Below are 16,933 nucleotides of genomic sequence, written 5' to 3' on the forward strand. Positions count from 1 at the left end.
TTTACCAGCTCGCTCCTGTCAGTACCGCGACCGCTCCCGGTGCCACGCTCCAGCAAATCAACGAAGTGCATTTCAAGGCGATTGTGTCAGTTTGAAATTGCGAGATCGTCGGCGCGCTGATCGGACCGCCCGGCGGCGCAATCTCGGCCGCAGGGTCGGCCATGTGAAGCGTGGTCTGTTTGCTGGTGTCGATCTGCGGGACGCCATCGCCTGCGAAGATGAGACCGGCGGTAGCGATTGCGACGACGGTGCCAGCCGCGAGCCCGCTCGCCTCGATGATCTTGTGCGTGAAGTGCGGACCGGCGGTCAGCGAGAGCGAAAGAGCCTGCGGCGGCGAACAGATGAAGACAACGCTGGCGCTATCGATGCCTTTGCTCGAAATCTCACTGATCAATGCGGACAAGTCTTTCGTCATGTCGGCGCTGCCGGTGATCGGCGTTACGCCGTTCAGCAAGCCCGCAGGCGCGTCAGGCGTCGCCGCACTGGCGGACAACAGGACCGCATCCGTGCCCTGACCAACCGCGACCTCAATCGTGTGGCCGATGATCGTGGTGGCGGTGCCGCCTGACCCGTTTTCCAATTCGCCGCTCAAGCCCGCGAGCAAGGCGATCTTCTTGAGGGGACCAATTGCAAATCCTTGGTACAGGCCCTGTCGAACCGGGATCGGCGCGCCCTCGGCGACAAACGACGCGGCGGCGAAGTTGGTCGGCAGTGGAAAACTGAAAGTGGAAACTCCGCTGAGATCGACCACGGTCGCAAGCGGGGTGAGCTGCGCGATTGCGCTCCTTGGCGCGAGCGCAACGAATTTAGCGACCGCGTTGCCGGGAAAATCGGAAGCCTTCAGCGGCTGCACCGCACCGCGCACTTCGCGGCGTATCTCGTCGGCACTGGTCTTCCTGAGCTGAGAGAGCACGCGGACGGTGCTGTCAGCGATGAAGTTGCGACGCCAGTCTGCGGCGCGCTGGCTGGCGGAAGGTGGCATGAACGGCTTGGGTCTGATCTCGGTCATGACGGGCAGATTACGCCAGCCCGGACGGGCCGTGTGTCATGCATGACTTTTGGCGCGTTCGGCGAGATAGGTGCGCGCCCATGTCTCGACGATGTTGGCCAAGTCAGCCGCGACCTTCTTGCGATTGCGCGACTGTCGCCCGGCTTCGTCCTCGGTCAGCCCGGCATCCTCGCCTTGCGCGATCAAGGCCTCGATCACGACCGCGCCGAAGTAGATCGCGCAGCGCTTGATCCCCTCGCTATCGCGCTCGCGCTGCCGCCGCTTCGCCAGCCGCCATCCCTCGCGCTTGGTGGTGCGCTTGCGGTGACGAGCTGGCGGGCGGGTGAGCATCAGTTGGTCACGGGTTTTCCGGTTTGGAGACCAACCTCTCCACCGGCCACATTTCCTGCCTGCCAGTCGCTGGGATGTCTTCCTTCGATCTCTCCATCGATCAGCTTTTTGGCGAGCCGGGTGTTCGCCTCTTCGCCAACCACTCGGCCTCGGCCTTTATCACTGATGATTTGACAAGAGCCATCGTCGCGCTGGTCGCTCGTCCAGCGGATCATGTAGTCGTGATATAGCCGCCCAACTTCGCGCCACGCTTCTTCGCTCTCGTCGATGTAATCGCTCATGATGGTTCTCCCTTTTTGCTATTGCCGTGATGCCGTCACGGCGCGGTTTTCCGTCTCGTCTTCTTCGTCGGCTTGAACTGCACGCGGGTCACGACCTGTTCGCGCAGGAACGGCCGCAGGAAAGCCAGACCCAGCTCGCGTTTCAGCTTTTCGACATCGAGGCGCTCGGTCCTCATCTGCACGAGCATCGCCTCGTGCTCGTCGCCTGCGAGGTCCTCCGGGTGGTCGAGCACCTCAGCGCGTAGCTGGTCCTCGCGTGCCTTCAGCTGCTTGATCTCGGCGCGGATGTCAGCGAGCTGATCGACCGGGTGGCGGTTTGGCATCACTCGCCCCCTTCGTCGAGGCGGCGTCGGTAGGGCTCCTCGCATTCGCGGTGCAGCAAGGCGCTCGGCCCGTCGCTGTAGGAGACCTCGACGAGCCCGTCCGGTCGGCCGCAATAGTCGCAAATGTCGTGCGCTCGCCCCTGACCCCCCTCTTGATCCGCTACACCGCTACAAGGCCTGTCGTTATAGGGTTTTTCGCCTTTTCGATCCGCTACATCGGTTTTGGCCGTAGCGGATTGAAAAAGCTCGGAAGTGCTGGTTTTTAAGGGGTTGTAGCGGTGTAGCGGTTCGGAAGACCCCTCCGGGCCAAGATAGCGTGAGAAGGCCTCCTCGAAGCGCTCCAAGACGTAGCCTTTGGGCACCTTGTCATCGATCCGGATGTTCTCAGGAACGATCTTCAACTGCTTCAGCAACCGGGCGAGCTTGTTCTGGGTCAGCGGCTTGTCGTTCTTGCCGTACTCGGCCCAAGGCCGCCCCTCGATCTCGGCGAGCGCCTCGGCCAGTGCGGCCGATGGTATCCGGTCCGCCGGTTCAACCCTGCTCGCTGCTCGCTTGGCAAAAATGTCCCGGATGTCGCCGAGCAGAAGCTCCAGCAACGCGGCGTCGTCGATGTCGGCGGCGACACTCGCCAGCGCAGCCGCTTGCCCGCGCTCCAGCCAGCCGCCACCCGCGACCGTCGCGATGGCCAGCAGCGGACGCCAGTTGTCGGCCGCCCGGTTATAGATCCCGGCTGGCATCTCGGGCTCAGTCGCGGCGATGGTCACCGCGTTGTCCGCCGTCCAGCGTGCCAGCTTGCGGGCCAAGACGACGAGATGCGCAACCCGGTCGAGCCGGAACGGCGTGATCGCCTCGTCGCGCTTGCGCCGCGTCAGCGTGATCGGCACCGATCGGTCGGTGAGCGTGCCCGGCAACTGACCGATCAACGCGATCGCGCAGGCTCCATAGGTCGAGAACGAACGCGGCTCGTGATCGTCGCCGACAGTACGCAGAACGCTGCCGCCCTTGCGATGTCCTGAATTCAGAACGCCGCGCAGCTCTTCGTTGTCCCGAAGAAAACTGTCGGCTTCGTCGATCATCAGCGTCGGCCGGTAACCTTCGACGACGCGGAAGATCGCGCTGGCCGAAACATTGGCGGCTGGCAACGGCCGCAGCACGAGCTGCGACAGAACGTCGAGGCACGTCGTCTTGCCGCAGCCTCGCGTCGGGGAGGTGATCCCCAGCCGTGGCGAGATCATCGTGCAGTCGAGCGTGTACGTGTGCGGGACCCACAGGGCGCAGGCATCGCGGCTGGTGTCGGGCATGACGACATGCGCGCCGATGGCCTTGGAGATGTCGTCGAGCAACGGCGCACCGTCCACCGGCTCCGGCCACGGCTCCGGATCTGGAAACGAAATGGCGCGGCCTTGCATCCCGGTGTCATCGTCGTCGAGGCCTGCCTCTTCGCGCGCGGCCTGCACGATGCGGTCGAGCATCGAAGCACGGAAGCCAAGCGCCTCGGCAGCGTCTTTGCGTTGTTGCTCGTAGTCGCATAGCGAGAGCCTCGCGAGCCGGGTGATCTCGATGGCGATCCCGGCTTCCTCTTCATTGGCCTGCTCGGTGCCGGGCTCGTCGTCAGGCTCCGGTGACGGCGGCCAGTTCGGCAGCTTCTCGATCAGCGCGTTGAGCTGCTCGGCCGTGCCGCCGTTCTCGATCCAGTTGGAGACGTCGCCCTTCAGGGGCATGTCGGGCCACGACCGCCAAAGCTCCAGCACGCGAACACGCTTGGCGATGCCGTGCAGTGCTGCCGCTACGGCCTGCGCGTGATCCTGTCCCGGCAGGATCGGCCGTCCATCCGGATGAAACATCGGCTCGCCGGTCTTTGGGTGTTTCTTCTGCGGGTCGTAGTCCGGGATCACAACGACATCGCGGCCGTCGAAGAATTTCGAAAGGTCCGCGTGCCATTTGCCAGCGCCACCGGCATTGCATGTCGCGATGACGCCGATCTGCCAGAGGTTATCGCGGTCGCGCTCGCCCTCGACGATGCAGACGACCTCGTCGCGGTTCTCGATCAGGTCCGGCAGCCGGTAGGGCACCGGCCGCACGTCTTTGGTTGACCATAACCACTTGCCGCGTCGCTTCGGATCGGGGCGACGCTGGCGAAAGTCTTTCGGCTCGAAGCGCACCACCTGAAACAGCAACGCGCCGTCCTCGTCCTGATAGTCGTAGGTCGCGACGATCTCGCCAGCCGGTGCCTTGCCGTTCGGCTTGCTCGGCGCAGGCGCGGCGCGAGCGTTGCCGCCGACGAAGTCGCGCGCAATGTCCAGCGCGTCGGTAAAACTGCAGTTGCGCTCGCGCAGGATCAGCTCGATGAGATCGCCACCTTGTTCGATCTCGTGGTCAAAAAAACTTCCGGCTTTCGCACCACTGATGATGATCGACAACGAGCCCCGGCTGCCAAAGCGCAGCTCGCGCTTCGACGACATCTCCATGTTCGGCTCGCCGAGCAGCTCCTGCGCCAGATCGGCGGCGCGATCCGCAAGGCGCTTGCGGATGTCCTCGACGTCGATGCGGCGGCTGGCTGGCTTCGGTTTGGTCATTGCTAGGACCTTGCGCGAGGTTTCGACCGGCCGCATATTTGGCGGAGGCGAGTGATGACGCCTCGCGGCCGGAGCGAGACGGTCGTGGAAAGGAAGTGGAGCCTCGGCGTTCCCCTGTTCGTCGAGGCTTCGCTTTGTTCAGGCATCCCTCAACGTCCATAAACGCGGCGGCTCTTGATTGCCGTCCAAGATGGCAACGGCCAGTCGATGTGCTCGTGAAGGTCCATGTCGAGCAGCGCGTCCAGCTTCCACCCGGCATCAAAAGCCTTGTTGGGGTCCTTCATTTTTTTGATGCGGGCGCGGACATAGCCGATGTTCGGCCAGCGCTCGTTCTGCTCGCGCTCCTCGGCATCTTTTTCTCGCGCCCACTCGTCGTATTCTCTTTGAACCCGCTCATCGAAGCCGGGTATCTCGGCCTCAGCCTCTTCTCTGGTCGCGTAGCCGCAGAACTGCGGCGTGAACTCGCCATCATCCCATTTCCAGCCAACGTCCCATGTGCCGCTGTAGGGATTTTGTTCGACGGCGATGGTTGACTTGGTGCTCATGCTGTCTCTCCCTCGGGAACGCGGGGCACAAAGAACACGCGGATCGACGAGGTCGCGGCGCACTCAGGCCCGACCCACCTCGCCATTGAGGCCACGTCACTGAGGCCCTTGCCGCAGATCATGCAGGCGGGCTTCAGCATTCGTTCCGGCGTCAGCTTGGTGAAGATGCCGTCACCTTGCAGAGAGGCCACGATGGCCGCACTAAGCGGCGCGACGCTGTCGGCACCACTACCGGCAGGCCACGTCCGGCTACCGAGTGTGAGCCGCCAGTCAGGCTCGCCTTCGAACTGCAGCAGCGAGAACTTCTGCTCCCGCGCGCCGCGTTTGTGTTTCTTGAGATCAGCCGCGCTGGCCCCGGCGGTCATCACCGCCTTACCCTCAAACTTCACCACCGCCTGTTGGTAGCCTCTGGCCTTGGCTGTAGCGCTGAGCAGCGAGCACGGCTGCGCCTGCAGCTCCATGACAATATCGGCGGCGAGACGGAAACCCCACTTCGGCTTGCGCTTTTCGGAGTGGGCGAGGACCGCCTCACGCAATTCGGCGAGCTTGGGGATCGGAGCGATATAGATTGCTGTCGGTCTCATTGTTGGCTCCTTCGATTGATCGAAAAAAAAGGCGTCGCCTCGCGGTGAGGACGACGCCAGTCATGCGACTTGTGATGCGGACAGCGCCTGTGATAAAAACTGCATTGCGAAGCCTCCATCTATTGGCCGGGTGCCTGTCCGTTTCTCAGGCGAGGGGCACCCGGCCGTCCATCTCAGCAAGTTGCGAATGATCCGCGCACGAGGCCGCCGAGATCGCCTGCGCGCGGCAAACCGTTAGGCGGCGACCTCCTCGCGCTCGCGCCGCCACGCACTCGCGGCTTCAGCCGAGATCAGAACACGTCGCCCGACGCGCATCTCGACAGGGCCGAGACCTTGGCTCTTCAATTTCCAGTACATCGCCAGAGAGAAGCCGCCATGGACCTTGCAAAACTCGGGAATAGAGAATGCGCACTGCGGCAACGGCGCTACCTTGAGCGGACGCGCGCGTTTCTTCTTTCGCGCGGCCTTCTTGCGCGTGCGTGCGGGTTTCGGCTTTCGCATCCGAGGCTCCACCGTTGAAGATTTGACGACACAGCGAACGATAGAGCTGCGCCGCCACGGGGTGGGAGGCGAGATGCGGTGAAATGCGGTGAGATGCGGTGAATTACGCGCGCAGCGCCTTAAGCAGGCGCTGCATCTGGCGAATGTCGGGCTGATGCTCCAGCTCGTTTTCGCAAAGCTGGAGGAAGGCGGGAGCCGTGGGGATCGGCTTGCCGGATAGTTTCAGGCTGCGCACCTTCTTCTTAACAAACTTCGGCCAGTCCTTCTTCGGCCGTGGCCCCGGCTTGCGGCGCGGCAGCGGCTTGCTCGCACGCGCGGGTGTCGGCTCGGGTTTCGATTTGGCTTTTGCGTCGGGACTGGCGAGCTTCTGCGGCCCCTCCGCCCATGGTGGCCGCTTCTGATTGTCGCGGATCGCCACGTAGTCGTCGATGGCCCTGCGTGCCTTGTCGAGCTTGGCGCGCTGCTCCGGCGTGTCGTCGCCCACCGTCATCTTCCTGATGAGGGCGCGCTGCTCGGGTGTATAAACGTCGTCAGCCTTACCCATGTGTTCATCCCACTGGGTCGGTTAGTCCGGGCCGTTGACGTTGAGAGCGCCACGGCCCGGTCGCTTGTTATCGCGCCGCCAACAGGGTTAGAACAAGCTGTTTCCTCGGCCAAACCCGCGTTCAAACCACGCCGGGGACACTATAGGGACACCAGTTTTTTAACTAGTTGATGTCTCTCGCATTTTTTAAATACCCTTATTCCCACAAGGGGAGAAGGGAAAACAGCAAGCGAGAAGCTTACGAAAAATCGCTCCAGCTCAGATGCCGCGAATCGAGGTCGCCGACTGAAACGGTGCCGCGGATTTCGTGAGGGACGTGGAAGCTGCTGCGCAGATACACCAGCGGCGCGGCCTCGTCGGAATGCGTGACGCCACGCACCTCGCCGACGAAGATCGAATGCGTCTTGGTCTCGAATTCCTGCGCCAGCACGCAGTCGAATGCGGCGACCGCATCCGTCAGCACCGGTGCGCCGGTCACCCCGCGCGTCCATTGCCCGAACGCAAATCGGTCGTCGCCGTTGACGCCCTTCTGGCCGCTGAAGGTGAGCGCGAGCACGGCGTGGTCCTCGTGCAAGAAGTTGATCGCGAAGGCGCCTTCCTCGCGGATTCGCGCATGTGCGCTGGCGTTACGGTTGACGCAGACGATCAGGGACGGCGGATTGTCCGATAGCGAGCAGGCTGATGTCACAGTCAGCCCGGTGCGCTTGCCGTGCTCGGCGCCAACCGTGACCAGCGCAACCGCGCCGGCGCATTGGCGCATTGCCAGTTTGAAATCCTTTGCGTCGACGCTCACGCCGAAATCTCCGAAACGGGGCGGGTGCGACACGATTGCGCCGCACCCGCCGCGCGTCAAGCGGCCTTCTTCGCGGAGCCGAGATGCTTCAGGCGCGGCATCACCTCTTTGCTGAGCAGCGAGAGCGAATGGCGCCAGGCCTCCGGCTTGTGCTTGTAGTCGAAGCCGAACACCAATAGCACGCCGAAGCCGCCGACCTCGTCGTAGATCTTCTCGATCTTCTCGGCGACGGTTGCGGGTGAGCCGACGATCCAGTTCCGCTTGGCGCAATATTCGACGGTGACGTCGCTGTCGGGCACGTCGGGCGCGTGCTTCAGATAGTCCTTGAAGCCGAAATGGCCGAGCAGGGGCAGGAAGTACTCGCCCATCATCCGGCCCATCATGTCACCGGTCGAGAGCTTCCACGCCTCTTCGTCGGTGTCGGCGACGAACACCTCGCGTACGAGGCGCCAGTCCGCCCGGTTCGGCTTGCGTCCGGTCTTGGCGGCGCCGATCTCGACCGAGTCCCAATGGCTGCCGACATAGGCAGGGTTGAGGTTGAGGCTCATTGGAATGAAGCCGCGCTCGCCGGCGAGCTTCAGCGTGTCCGAGTTCTTAGAGAGCCCGGCAACGCCGATCGGCGGATGCGGGGCCTGGAGCGGCTTGATGTGGGGCTTGAGGAAGTCGAACATCGTGTCCGGCTTGGTCACCGTCCAGAACTTGCCCTTGTAGGTGAAGGGCGCGGGATCGGACCACAGCTTCAGGATGATCTCCAGCGCCTCGCGGGTCATGTCGCGGTTCTGTCCGCTCATGCCGTCGACGTTGAACATCGCCCAGTCGCTCGGCAGGCCGCTAGCGGCGACGCCGAAATTGAGTCGACCCTCGGAGAGATGGTCGAGCATTGCGACGCGGTTGGCGAGCTCGGCCGGATGGTGATAGGGCAGCAGGAAGCCGCCCGGCCCGATGCGGATATTCTTGGTCTGCATCAGCGCCTGCGCGATCAGGAGGTCCGGCGTGGGATTGGGTTCCCAGGGCGCGGTGTGGTGCTCGCCGACCCAGGCCTCCTGATAGCCGAGCTCATCGAGCCAGCGCATGACTTGCAGGTCCCAGTCGTTTCCTTCCTTCAAGCCGCACTCCGGCGGGTGCGAAGGCATCGTGAAATAGCCGATCTCCATGGGTTTCCTCATCTGATGTTGACGCGTCTTGTTGCGCGTTCCCGGACTTGAACAGGACAGCTTTAGCAAGCGGTGTGCCACCGCATCGCAAGCGGTGTGCCAGCGCGGCGAGCGCCTCAGACCCGCGAAAAATCGCTGGTTTGAGGCGGCAATAGCCGATATCCCGGGGCGGATTTGCGCGCCGTCGTCTCATTGTCGCGAGACGGCGTCTTGGCCGTGAGACTAAGGATACGTGTTGAGATGACCGAACCCGCCTATGTCGCGGTGGACTGGGGCACCAGTAGCTTCCGCCTCTGGCTGATCGACCGTGCCGGCAAGGTGCTGGCTGAACGTCGCAGCGATGAGGGCATGCTGGCCGCGGCCAAGGCCGGCTTTGCCGGCGTGCTGCAGTCGCATCTCACAGCTGTCGAGGCCCCGGCCCAGCTGCCGGTGCTTGTCTGCGGTATGGCCGGCGCCAAGACCGGCTGGGTCGAGGCCGGCTATGTTGACACACCTGCGCCGCTCTCTGCCGTGCTGAAGCAGGCCGCGCTTGTGCCCGGCGAGACGCGCGATATTCGCATCCTGCCCGGGATCGCGCAGCGCGATACCAGGGCGCCGGACGTGATGCGCGGCGAGGAGACGCAGCTGCTCGGTGCACTCGGTCTCGGGGCCCCTGGCGAAGCGCTGGTCTGCATGCCCGGCACGCATTCGAAATGGGTGCGCGTGAAGGACGGCACGGTCGTGCATTTCTCCACCTTCATGACCGGCGAGCTCTTCAGCGTGGTCTCGCGCGAGACGATCTTGTCACTCGCGGTCGCCGGTGCCGATGACGCCGAGGATGTCGCGAGCTTCAAGGCGGCCGTGAAAGCCGCGTATGAAGCGCCGGCCTTCGCGGCCAACCTTTTGTTCACAGCGCGGTCGCGGCAGCTCCTGTTCGGCGGCACGCCGGCCGCCGCGCGCGAGACGCTGTCGGGCACGTTGATCGGCGTCGAGCTGGCGGCAGGGCTCTCCGGCACGGTGCCGAAAGCGGGCATCACGCTGATTGCCTCCGGGCGGCTCGCGATGCTGTACCGGCTGGCCTTCGATGCGCTGTCGGTCACCGTGCAGCCGATCGATGCCGATGAAGCCGTTCGCCGCGGCCTGTCGATGGCCGCTGCCGCGATCTGGACGAAATGAGAGGAATCTTGAGATGAGCGTTCCCTTTCCGCCGATGAAGCGTCCGCTGGTCGCGATCCTGCGTGGTGTGAAGCCCGAGGAGACCGAGGCGATCGTCGGCGTGCTGATCGAGGCCGGCATGACCGCGATCGAGATCCCCCTGAATTCACCGGAGCCGTTCCGCTCGATCGCGATTGCCGCGAAGCTCGCGCCGGCCAGCGTCCTGATCGGCGCCGGCACGGTCTTGACCGCCGCAGATGTCGATCGTCTCAATGACGTCGGCGGCAAGTTGATGGTCTCGCCGAATGTGGATACGCAGGTGCTCACGCGTGCACATCAGTACGCCATGGTGACGTTGCCGGGCGTGTTCTCGCCGACCGAGGCGCTGCTCGCGGCGCGCTCCGGAGCATCGGGCCTGAAATTCTTTCCGGCCAGCGTGCTCGGTGCGTCCGGTATTGCCGCGATCCGCGCCGTGCTGCCGGCGGGCGTGATGATCGCCGCCGTCGGCGGCGTCTCCGACCAGAATTTTGCCGAGTACATGAAGGGCGGCGTGACCGCGTTCGGGCTCGGCTCCAGCCTCTACAAGCCCGGCATGACGGCCGCCGATGTCGCCGCTCGCGCAAAGGTGACAATCGCGGCCTATGATCGGGCGATTGTGAAAGACTGACCCAGCAATAAACAAGCCGTGATCCCGTCATAGCCGCGCTTTATCCTATCTTGCTGCACCAGCGAGATCAGGAGACCGACATGGCGATCAACAACGTAGCCGATCTGTTCGTGGCAACGCTCGAGCAGGCCGGCGTCAAGCGCATCTACGGCATCGTCGGCGACAGTCTGAACGGTCTCACCGAGGCGCTGCGCCGCCGCGGCACCATCGAATGGATTCATGTCCGCCACGAGGAGGTGGCGGCCTTCGCGGCTGCCGGCGAAGCCGAGATGACCGGAAGCCTTGCGGTGTGCGCAGGCTCCTGCGGCCCGGGCAATCTGCAWCTGATCAACGGGCTGTTCGACGCGCATCGCAGCCGTGTTCCCGTGCTCGCGATCGCCGCGCAGATCCCCTCGGCGGAGATCGGCGGCGGCTATTTCCAGGAAACCCATCCGCAAAACCTGTTCAGGGAGTGCAGCCATTATTGCGAGCTGGTGTCGGATGCGAGCCAGCTGCCTTACGTGATCGAGAACGCCATTCGTGCGGCGGTCGGCCTGCGCGGCGTCGCGGTTATCGCGATGCCCGGCGACATCGCGTTCCGCAGCCCGCCCAAGCGCGCGCTGTCGACGACGCGCGGGCTCGCGCTGTCGGCGCCGAAGGTTGTGCCGCAGGCCGACGAGCTGAAGGCGCTCGCGGACCTCCTGAACGGCGCCGAGCGCATCACCCTGTTCTGTGGCCGCGGCTGCGCCGGCGCGCATGCGCCGCTGATGCAGCTGGCCGAAGCACTGAAGAGCCCGATCGTGCATGCGCTCGGCGGCAAGGAGCATGTCGAGTACGATAACCCCTACGACGTCGGCATGACCGGCTTCATCGGTTTCTCCTCAGGCTATGCCGCCATGCACGCCTGCGACGCGCTGGTGATGCTCGGCACCGATTTCCCTTACAAGCAGTTCTTCCCCACCGATGCGCAGGTCGCGCAGATCGACATCCGCCCGGAAAATCTGGGACGGCGCTGCAAGATCGATCTCGGCCTCGTCGGCGACGTCAAGCTGACCATCGAGGCGCTGCTGCCGCTGCTCAAGACCAAGACCCAGCGGAGGCATCTCGACGACGCCATCGCGCATTACAAGAAGGCGCGCGAAGGGCTCGACTCGCTTGCGAAGGGGACACCGGGCAGCAAACCGATCCATCCGCAATATCTGGCAAAAGTCATCAGCGACCATGCCTCCGACGACGCCGTCTTCACCGCCGATGTCGGCACGCCCACGGTGTGGGCCGCGCGCTATCTCGACATGAACGGCCGCCGCCGGCTGATCGGCTCGTTCGTGCACGGCTCGATGGCCAACGCGATGCCGCAGGCGATCGGCGCGCAGGCCTCGCAGCCCGGCCGCCAGATCATCTCGCTTTCCGGTGACGGCGGCTTCACCATGCTGATGGGTGACCTGATCACGCTGACCCAGATGAAGCTGCCGGTGAAAATCGTGGTCTTCAACAACGGCGTGCTCGGCTTCGTTGCGCTGGAGATGAAGGCGGCCGGGTTCGTCGACACCAATGTCGATCTTGAGAATCCTGATTTCGCGGCGATGGCGCGCGCGATGGGCATTTTCGCCAAACGCGTCGAGGACCCCGGCGAGCTTCCGGGCGCCGTGAAGGAGATGCTGGCGCATGACGGACCCGCGCTGCTCGACGTCGTCACGGCGAAGCAGGAGCTGTCGATGCCGCCGACCATCACGCCCGAGCAGATCAAGGGTTTCAGCCTCTGGGTGTTGCGCGCCGTGATGAACGGGCGCGGCGACGAGGTGCTGGATCTCGCTAAAACAAATCTGCTACCGCGCTAGCCCCGCTTCACCGAAGGCGCGGGCAGCCGCTCGTGGCGGTGCTGGAAGCGCTGCCAGTGCAGCACGATGCCGATCAGCAGGGCCGGCACGAAGCCGAGTGCGATCAGGAAATACGGCAGCTGCGTCGGCGAGATGAATGCAATGGCGATATCGGAGATCAGCCAGAGCGCTGCGAACATCACCGCGAAATCGGTGCGCGGGCAGCGCAAATAATAGAACACGGCGGTGATGACGATGGCGGGCCCGATCGCGATGCCGATCATCACCGCGGTCAGCTCCTTCGGCGTCAGCGCGTCGAGCACCATCGACGCCAGCAGCCAGAGCGCGGCGAACATGGCGATGATGTCGAGCGGATGCCGCAATCCAATACCTCTCGCAGGAACCGCGCTATCGTTGTGGCCGGAACTCCGGTCGTCAAGGGAAAATACGCCTATTCCTCGTCACTTCCGGGCGTTGGCCGCAGCATGAAATGGCCGAAAGCGGTGGCGATCGGCTTGTTCGCATCGTCCTGCCAGGCCCGCGCCTCGAAGGCGACGATACGCCGGCCCTGTTTCACGATCGAGACATTGGCGACGGTATCGAGGGCGCGTCCGGAACGCAGATAGTTGACGGTGAGTCCGATCGGCTTGGGCAGCGCGGCGATGCCGAGCTCGCGCCTCACGCCGAGGATCGCGGAGGTCTCGAGGAAAGCACCGGTCATGCCGCCATGGATCGCGGGCAGGATCGGATTGCCGATGATCTGCGGCGAGAACGGCATCGTCAGCGTGCCGTCGTTATTGACGCGAATGCCGAGGCAGCGCGCGAACGGGCTGTTGGCGAACGGGCCGTCCGGATCGTCGGGCGCCTCCAGCGTCGGGATGCTGCGCGAGTCCATCCTGCGGTCCGCGAGCATGTTGGTGCGATTGGCGCCGATCATGAAGCAGGCGGTCGCGGTTGCAACCGGATCGTCCTCGGAGTCCTGATAGGCGGTGGAGCGCACGAAGGCGATCGAGCGCGTGGTGCGGTAGCAGACCGAATGCGCCTTGATGTCGAGGCCCGGTGTCGCCGGCTTCTGATAATCGATGCGCAGATCCAGGGTTGCGATCGCGCGCGTGCCGTCGAGCGCAAGTTGCACCGCCATGCCGCAGCTCTCGTCCAGCATCGCGGTGACGACGCCGCCATGCAGCACGCCGGTCTCGGTGTCGCCGACGAAGACCGGACGATAGGGCAGGCTGGACCAGGCCTCGGCGGGGGCGAAGCGGTCGAGCTGGAGCCCGCTGATATGGCCGTAGTCGGAGCGGCGGCCCTTGATCGCCTCGGCGAGATCCTCGAACGGCAGCGTGGTGGGTGAAGTGGACATGACGACGTTCTAGACCAGGTCGGGCGCCGCGCAAAACCCCGAAAGGGGCTCATCAGGCAGGTTCGCAGGCTGGTCTGCCTGGGCCGGTTTGGCCTCGACATGGTGTGCCGAAGCAACGATGGTGGGCGCTTCGTCCGTCGACTAGCCCTAAGGAGTGCCCATGGCCGACCCCGAAACACCCGCCACCAATCAGGGGCCCGTGACCATTTCGAGCTCCAGCTCGGAACGGGCACCGATCATCTATTTCGACGGCGCATCCTGCTTCGGACACCACAACGGCGCGATCCAGATCGAGCTCGCCGCGAACCTGCTGATGCCGGTCGGTGCCGCCGTCAGGGTCGACGTGGTCCAGACCGCGCACTTGCGTTGCAGCGTGGCCGCAGCGCTGGCGCTGCGCGAGGCCCTCGACAAGGCGCTGGCGATGTACAGGCAGGGTCAGCAGCAGCCGGCGGAGGTGATCCCGACGGTGAAGAATTGAGATCGCGGGCGATCGCTTTTGAATGCGATCGCAATCTCTCAGCCCACATGCACCTTCGGCTTCTTGCCGCCGTTCCACTTGCCGTCGAGCGCGCGCTCGATCTGGGCGGCGAGCTGCAGGAGCAGGCCGTCATTGGCCTGCTTGGCGATGGCCTGGATGCCGAGCGGCAGGCCGTGGTCTTGCTCTGCCATCGGCATCGAGATCGCCGGCATGCCGCAGAGATTGGCGAGCGGCGTGAAGGCGAAGAAGCGCCAGAGATTGCCGAACCAGTCGAGGACGTCAGGATTTTCGGAGATGGTGAGATATTCCCTGGTGCCGACCTTCGGCGTCGGCAACGCGGTGATCGGCGTCAGGATCACGTCCCACTGCTCGAAGAACGCGCCGAAGCCGCGTGACGTGGTGTTGAACACGCCTTGCATCTTCGCCCGCTCGGCGAAGCTCGTGTGCCGACCGGCTTCCCAGATCCTGATGTTCATGGGCTCGATCAGATCTTCCGGTGGCTTTTCCATCCCGCGTGCGGCGAGCATGTTGGAGATCACCACGGCAAAATTGCTGATGTAGCAGGTGGTCTGCGCCGCGAACGCGGCGCGGAAGTCGAGTTCGGGCAGCGCGTATTCGACGTGATGGCCGAGGCCTTCAAGGAAGCGGCCGGTTTTCTCCAGCTCGGCGGCGATCTCCGGCGTCGCAGTGTAGTCGCCCCAGGTGTGCGACAGCGCGATGCGAAGCTTTGACGGGTCGCGCTTGATCATCTCGGAATAGGGCTGCGCCGTGGTCCAGAACGGCATGAACTCGCCGGGCGCAGGCCCGCGCGCGTGATCGACGAAGGCAGCGGTGTCGCGCACCGAGCGCGACTGGCAGCCCTGGATCGAGACGAGACCGGTGAGGTCGGACATGTGCGGGGCCAGCGAGAACACGCCGCGCGACACCTTCAGCCCGATATTGCCGTTGACGCCGGCGGGAATGCGGATCGAGCCGCCGCCGTCGGTCGCATGCGCGATCGGGACGACGCCGGCCGCGACCATCGCCGCGCTGCCCGCGGACGAGCCGCAGGTGGTGTAGTCGGTATTCCAGGGATTGCGCGTCACGTAGACGGCGGGATTGTCGGCCGAGCTGCACACGCCGAATTCCGGCGTCGTGGTGCGTCCGATCAGGTTGAGGCCTGCCTGACGGAATTTACCGGTGAGGAACGTATCGGCCGCGGCGCGATTGCCGCGCATCAGCAGCGAGCCCATCTCCTGCAGCCGGCCCTTCATGGTCGGTCCGAGGTCCTTCATCAGGAAGGGCAGGCCGGCGAACGGGCCGGCAAGATTGGCTCCGTCCTTGGCCGGATCGGCGATCACGTCCTCGAACAGCTCGACCACGCCCGACAGTGCCGGATTGACCTTGGCCACGCCCGCGGCGGCCTGGCGCGCCAGTTCCTTCGCCGTCAGCTCGCCCTTGCGGACGCGCGCTGCCAGTCCGACGCCATCGTGCTGCGCCCATTCGTTCCAGCTCATCGGCAAAGTCATGAAGTCAAAATCCCCGTGGGTAGCGGCGTCACCTTTTTCGCAAGGGCCCGCGTGAATCAACTGAGCCGGCGCGAAGGGCAGGGTTGCGCCGGGCGGAGAGGTCGCCGCGTCATTAAGACAGCCTTGCGATCACCGCAACCGGGCCGCCGCCCGCCGGCCCCTGATGCTCGGCACCACCGGAGACATAGACCGCGCCGGTGCCGGCGAGGCCGGCGATCAGGCCGCCGACGGCCGCGCGGGCGTGGCGCGTCGAGCTGATGTCGGTATCTTCGAGCATGGTGTGGCGGAAGCCGCGCACGCTGCCATCAGGCGAGGCCTCGGCCTTGGCGAAGATGTTGACGAGCTCGCGGCCCTCGGTGGCTAGCGGCGCGACGCCAAGCCCAACACCAAGGCCAACACCAAGCCCGACGCTGTTCAACGCCGACACCACCGCCGGGGCATCGATCGCATCGTTCATCACGGCGTGGCCGATCTCGAACTCGCCTGCTGAAGACGCCGAGTTGCCGAGCACGATGATGACGTTGTGCATCAGCTCGATCCCGGACGAGGTGGACGCAACCGACGAGAACAGATCGTAGCGCCGCAGCACGTCGTCGTCGCCAACATCGGAAGCGATCTCGTCGAGCGCGACCGCGACCCCAAGCGCGGAGGCGCCGCGCGAATAGGCCATTGAGCTGTAGGCGCTGGTCGTGGCCGTCTTGTTGCCGCGCGCGTTTGCTGTTTCGACGCGGTCGCTGGTGAGCAGCGGGCATTTGATCTGCACGAAATGGACGTCGGCGGGATCGGTGATGCCGGCATCCGCCATCGCGGCAGTCACCGCCTTGGCCGTTTCCATGATCTGTGCGGAGCGGCCGATCTCTTCGGGGAGGAAGTCCCGCGTGTGCGCCATGCCGATGCTCAAGCGCTTGCCGGACATGCCTGCCGGGCGCTCAGCCTGGCGCCGCGTGAACACCGTGATATGCGGGCTGAGCACGCCTTCGGTGCCGCCCGATATCACGAAGGCGATGCGCTGCTCGACCGCCTCTGGCGAAAGGCCGAGTTCTGGCGCCAGCGCGGTGCACAACGCAGCAACGGCATATTCCCGCGTAAAATCGTTGACGCCGCCATTGCCTTCGGTCTTGCCGAGGATGGCCAAAATCGTTGTCGGGTCGATCGCGCCGGAGCCGATCATGGCCATGAGGCCGGAGACGTCGCCGGGGCCCTTGGTGGCGACCCTGAAGACGCCGACCGATGCTGTCCGCATTGCAGTCCTCGTGTGGAGTTCGGTGGTCCGGCGGATGAACCAGCCGTGGAACGGAGGCGCATGTCAAGGCACAAGCGGGGGTGCAGGCACCCACGAATGTGGCGAGA

Annotated in this window: 19 protein-coding genes; 4 read left to right on the forward strand and 15 right to left on the reverse strand. The window is 64.6% G+C overall.

Translation table 11 applies throughout. The features are described from left to right. Nucleotide 1 precedes the first annotated feature (1 nt). The 11 genes from AB4Z51_RS03310 to AB4Z51_RS03360 form a co-directional block, all read right to left on the reverse strand. The gene (locus AB4Z51_RS03310; RefSeq protein ID WP_441497042.1) at nt 2-853 is read right to left on the reverse strand and encodes a hypothetical protein; all 852 of its coding nucleotides are present in this window, start codon (nt 851-853) and stop codon (nt 2-4) included. Nucleotides 854-1,045: 192 nt separating this feature from the next. Then, nucleotides 1,046-1,339: a hypothetical protein gene (locus AB4Z51_RS03315; protein ID WP_441497043.1), complete on the reverse strand. Its 294-nt coding sequence runs from the start codon at nt 1,337-1,339 to the stop codon at nt 1,046-1,048. Then, nucleotides 1,339-1,620, reverse strand: coding sequence for a hypothetical protein (locus AB4Z51_RS03320; RefSeq protein ID WP_441497044.1), 282 nt, complete (start codon nt 1,618-1,620; stop codon nt 1,339-1,341). Before AB4Z51_RS03320 ends, AB4Z51_RS03315 begins: the two co-directional genes overlap by 1 nt. A gap of 35 nt (nt 1,621-1,655) precedes the next feature. After that, complete coding sequence (locus AB4Z51_RS03325) at nt 1,656-1,943, reverse strand: hypothetical protein (protein ID WP_441497045.1); 288 nt, start codon at nt 1,941-1,943, stop codon at nt 1,656-1,658. Next, complete coding sequence (locus AB4Z51_RS03330) at nt 1,943-4,555, reverse strand: DUF3631 domain-containing protein (protein WP_441497046.1); 2,613 nt, start codon at nt 4,553-4,555, stop codon at nt 1,943-1,945. Before AB4Z51_RS03330 ends, AB4Z51_RS03325 begins: the two co-directional genes overlap by 1 nt. A gap of 113 nt (nt 4,556-4,668) precedes the next feature. Then, nucleotides 4,669-5,064, reverse strand: coding sequence for a hypothetical protein (locus AB4Z51_RS03335; protein ID WP_441497047.1), 396 nt, complete (start codon nt 5,062-5,064; stop codon nt 4,669-4,671). Next, on the reverse strand, nt 5,061-5,648 hold the full coding sequence (locus tag AB4Z51_RS03340; protein ID WP_441497048.1) for a hypothetical protein: 588 nt from the start codon (nt 5,646-5,648) through the stop codon (nt 5,061-5,063). The genes AB4Z51_RS03335 and AB4Z51_RS03340 overlap by 4 nt, the downstream gene beginning before the upstream one ends. Nucleotides 5,649-5,882: 234 nt before the next feature. Beyond that, nucleotides 5,883-6,149, reverse strand: a complete 267-nt coding sequence (locus AB4Z51_RS03345) for a hypothetical protein (protein ID WP_441497049.1) — start codon at nt 6,147-6,149, stop codon at nt 5,883-5,885. Nucleotides 6,150-6,252: 103 nt separating this feature from the next. Beyond that, on the reverse strand, nt 6,253-6,693 hold the full coding sequence (locus tag AB4Z51_RS03350) for a hypothetical protein (protein ID WP_441497050.1): 441 nt from the start codon (nt 6,691-6,693) through the stop codon (nt 6,253-6,255). 238 nt (nt 6,694-6,931) lie between these two features. After that, complete coding sequence (locus AB4Z51_RS03355) at nt 6,932-7,486, reverse strand: flavin reductase family protein (protein ID WP_094183977.1); 555 nt, start codon at nt 7,484-7,486, stop codon at nt 6,932-6,934. A 56-nt stretch (nt 7,487-7,542) separates the two neighbouring features. Further along, nucleotides 7,543-8,640: an LLM class flavin-dependent oxidoreductase gene (locus tag AB4Z51_RS03360; protein ID WP_063985464.1), complete on the reverse strand. Its 1,098-nt coding sequence runs from the start codon at nt 8,638-8,640 to the stop codon at nt 7,543-7,545. Between the two features lie 240 nt (nt 8,641-8,880). On the opposite strand from AB4Z51_RS03360, the gene AB4Z51_RS03365 reads away from it, so the two are divergent. From AB4Z51_RS03365 to poxB, 3 genes are all read left to right on the forward strand, one after another. Next, entirely contained in the window at nt 8,881-9,795 is a 915-nt protein-coding gene (locus tag AB4Z51_RS03365; protein WP_085399798.1) for a 2-dehydro-3-deoxygalactonokinase, read from the forward strand. 13 nt (nt 9,796-9,808) lie between these two features. After that, nucleotides 9,809-10,441, forward strand: a complete 633-nt coding sequence (locus tag AB4Z51_RS03370) for a 2-dehydro-3-deoxy-6-phosphogalactonate aldolase (protein WP_085399799.1) — start codon at nt 9,809-9,811, stop codon at nt 10,439-10,441. 80 nt (nt 10,442-10,521) lie between these two features. Beyond that, entirely contained in the window at nt 10,522-12,258 is a 1,737-nt protein-coding gene (gene poxB, locus AB4Z51_RS03375; protein WP_441497051.1) for a ubiquinone-dependent pyruvate dehydrogenase, read from the forward strand. Here poxB and AB4Z51_RS03380 read toward each other — a convergent pair. Beyond that, the gene (locus AB4Z51_RS03380) at nt 12,255-12,620 is read right to left on the reverse strand and encodes a hypothetical protein (protein ID WP_038942774.1); all 366 of its coding nucleotides are present in this window, start codon (nt 12,618-12,620) and stop codon (nt 12,255-12,257) included. The two genes, poxB and AB4Z51_RS03380, sit on opposite strands and share 4 nt — an antisense overlap. 68 nt (nt 12,621-12,688) lie before the next feature. Then, nucleotides 12,689-13,597, reverse strand: coding sequence for a PaaI family thioesterase (locus AB4Z51_RS03385; RefSeq protein WP_135215195.1), 909 nt, complete (start codon nt 13,595-13,597; stop codon nt 12,689-12,691). Nucleotides 13,598-13,757: 160 nt separating this feature from the next. Between AB4Z51_RS03385 and AB4Z51_RS03390 the strand changes: the two genes are divergently transcribed. After that, nucleotides 13,758-14,075, forward strand: a complete 318-nt coding sequence (locus AB4Z51_RS03390; protein WP_028151536.1) for a hypothetical protein — start codon at nt 13,758-13,760, stop codon at nt 14,073-14,075. Nucleotides 14,076-14,113: 38 nt separating this feature from the next. Here the strand turns inward: AB4Z51_RS03390 and AB4Z51_RS03395 are convergent, their stop codons facing one another. Next, entirely contained in the window at nt 14,114-15,583 is a 1,470-nt protein-coding gene (locus tag AB4Z51_RS03395; protein WP_167768098.1) for an amidase, read from the reverse strand. 112 nt (nt 15,584-15,695) lie between these two features. Continuing rightward, nucleotides 15,696-16,826: a ring-opening amidohydrolase gene (locus AB4Z51_RS03400; RefSeq protein WP_085399802.1), complete on the reverse strand. Its 1,131-nt coding sequence runs from the start codon at nt 16,824-16,826 to the stop codon at nt 15,696-15,698. Nucleotides 16,827-16,933 lie beyond the last annotated feature (107 nt).

It is taken from the genome of Bradyrhizobium sp. 2TAF36, from assembly GCF_052114925.1.
Classification (GTDB): domain Bacteria; phylum Pseudomonadota; class Alphaproteobacteria; order Rhizobiales; family Xanthobacteraceae; genus Bradyrhizobium; species Bradyrhizobium barranii.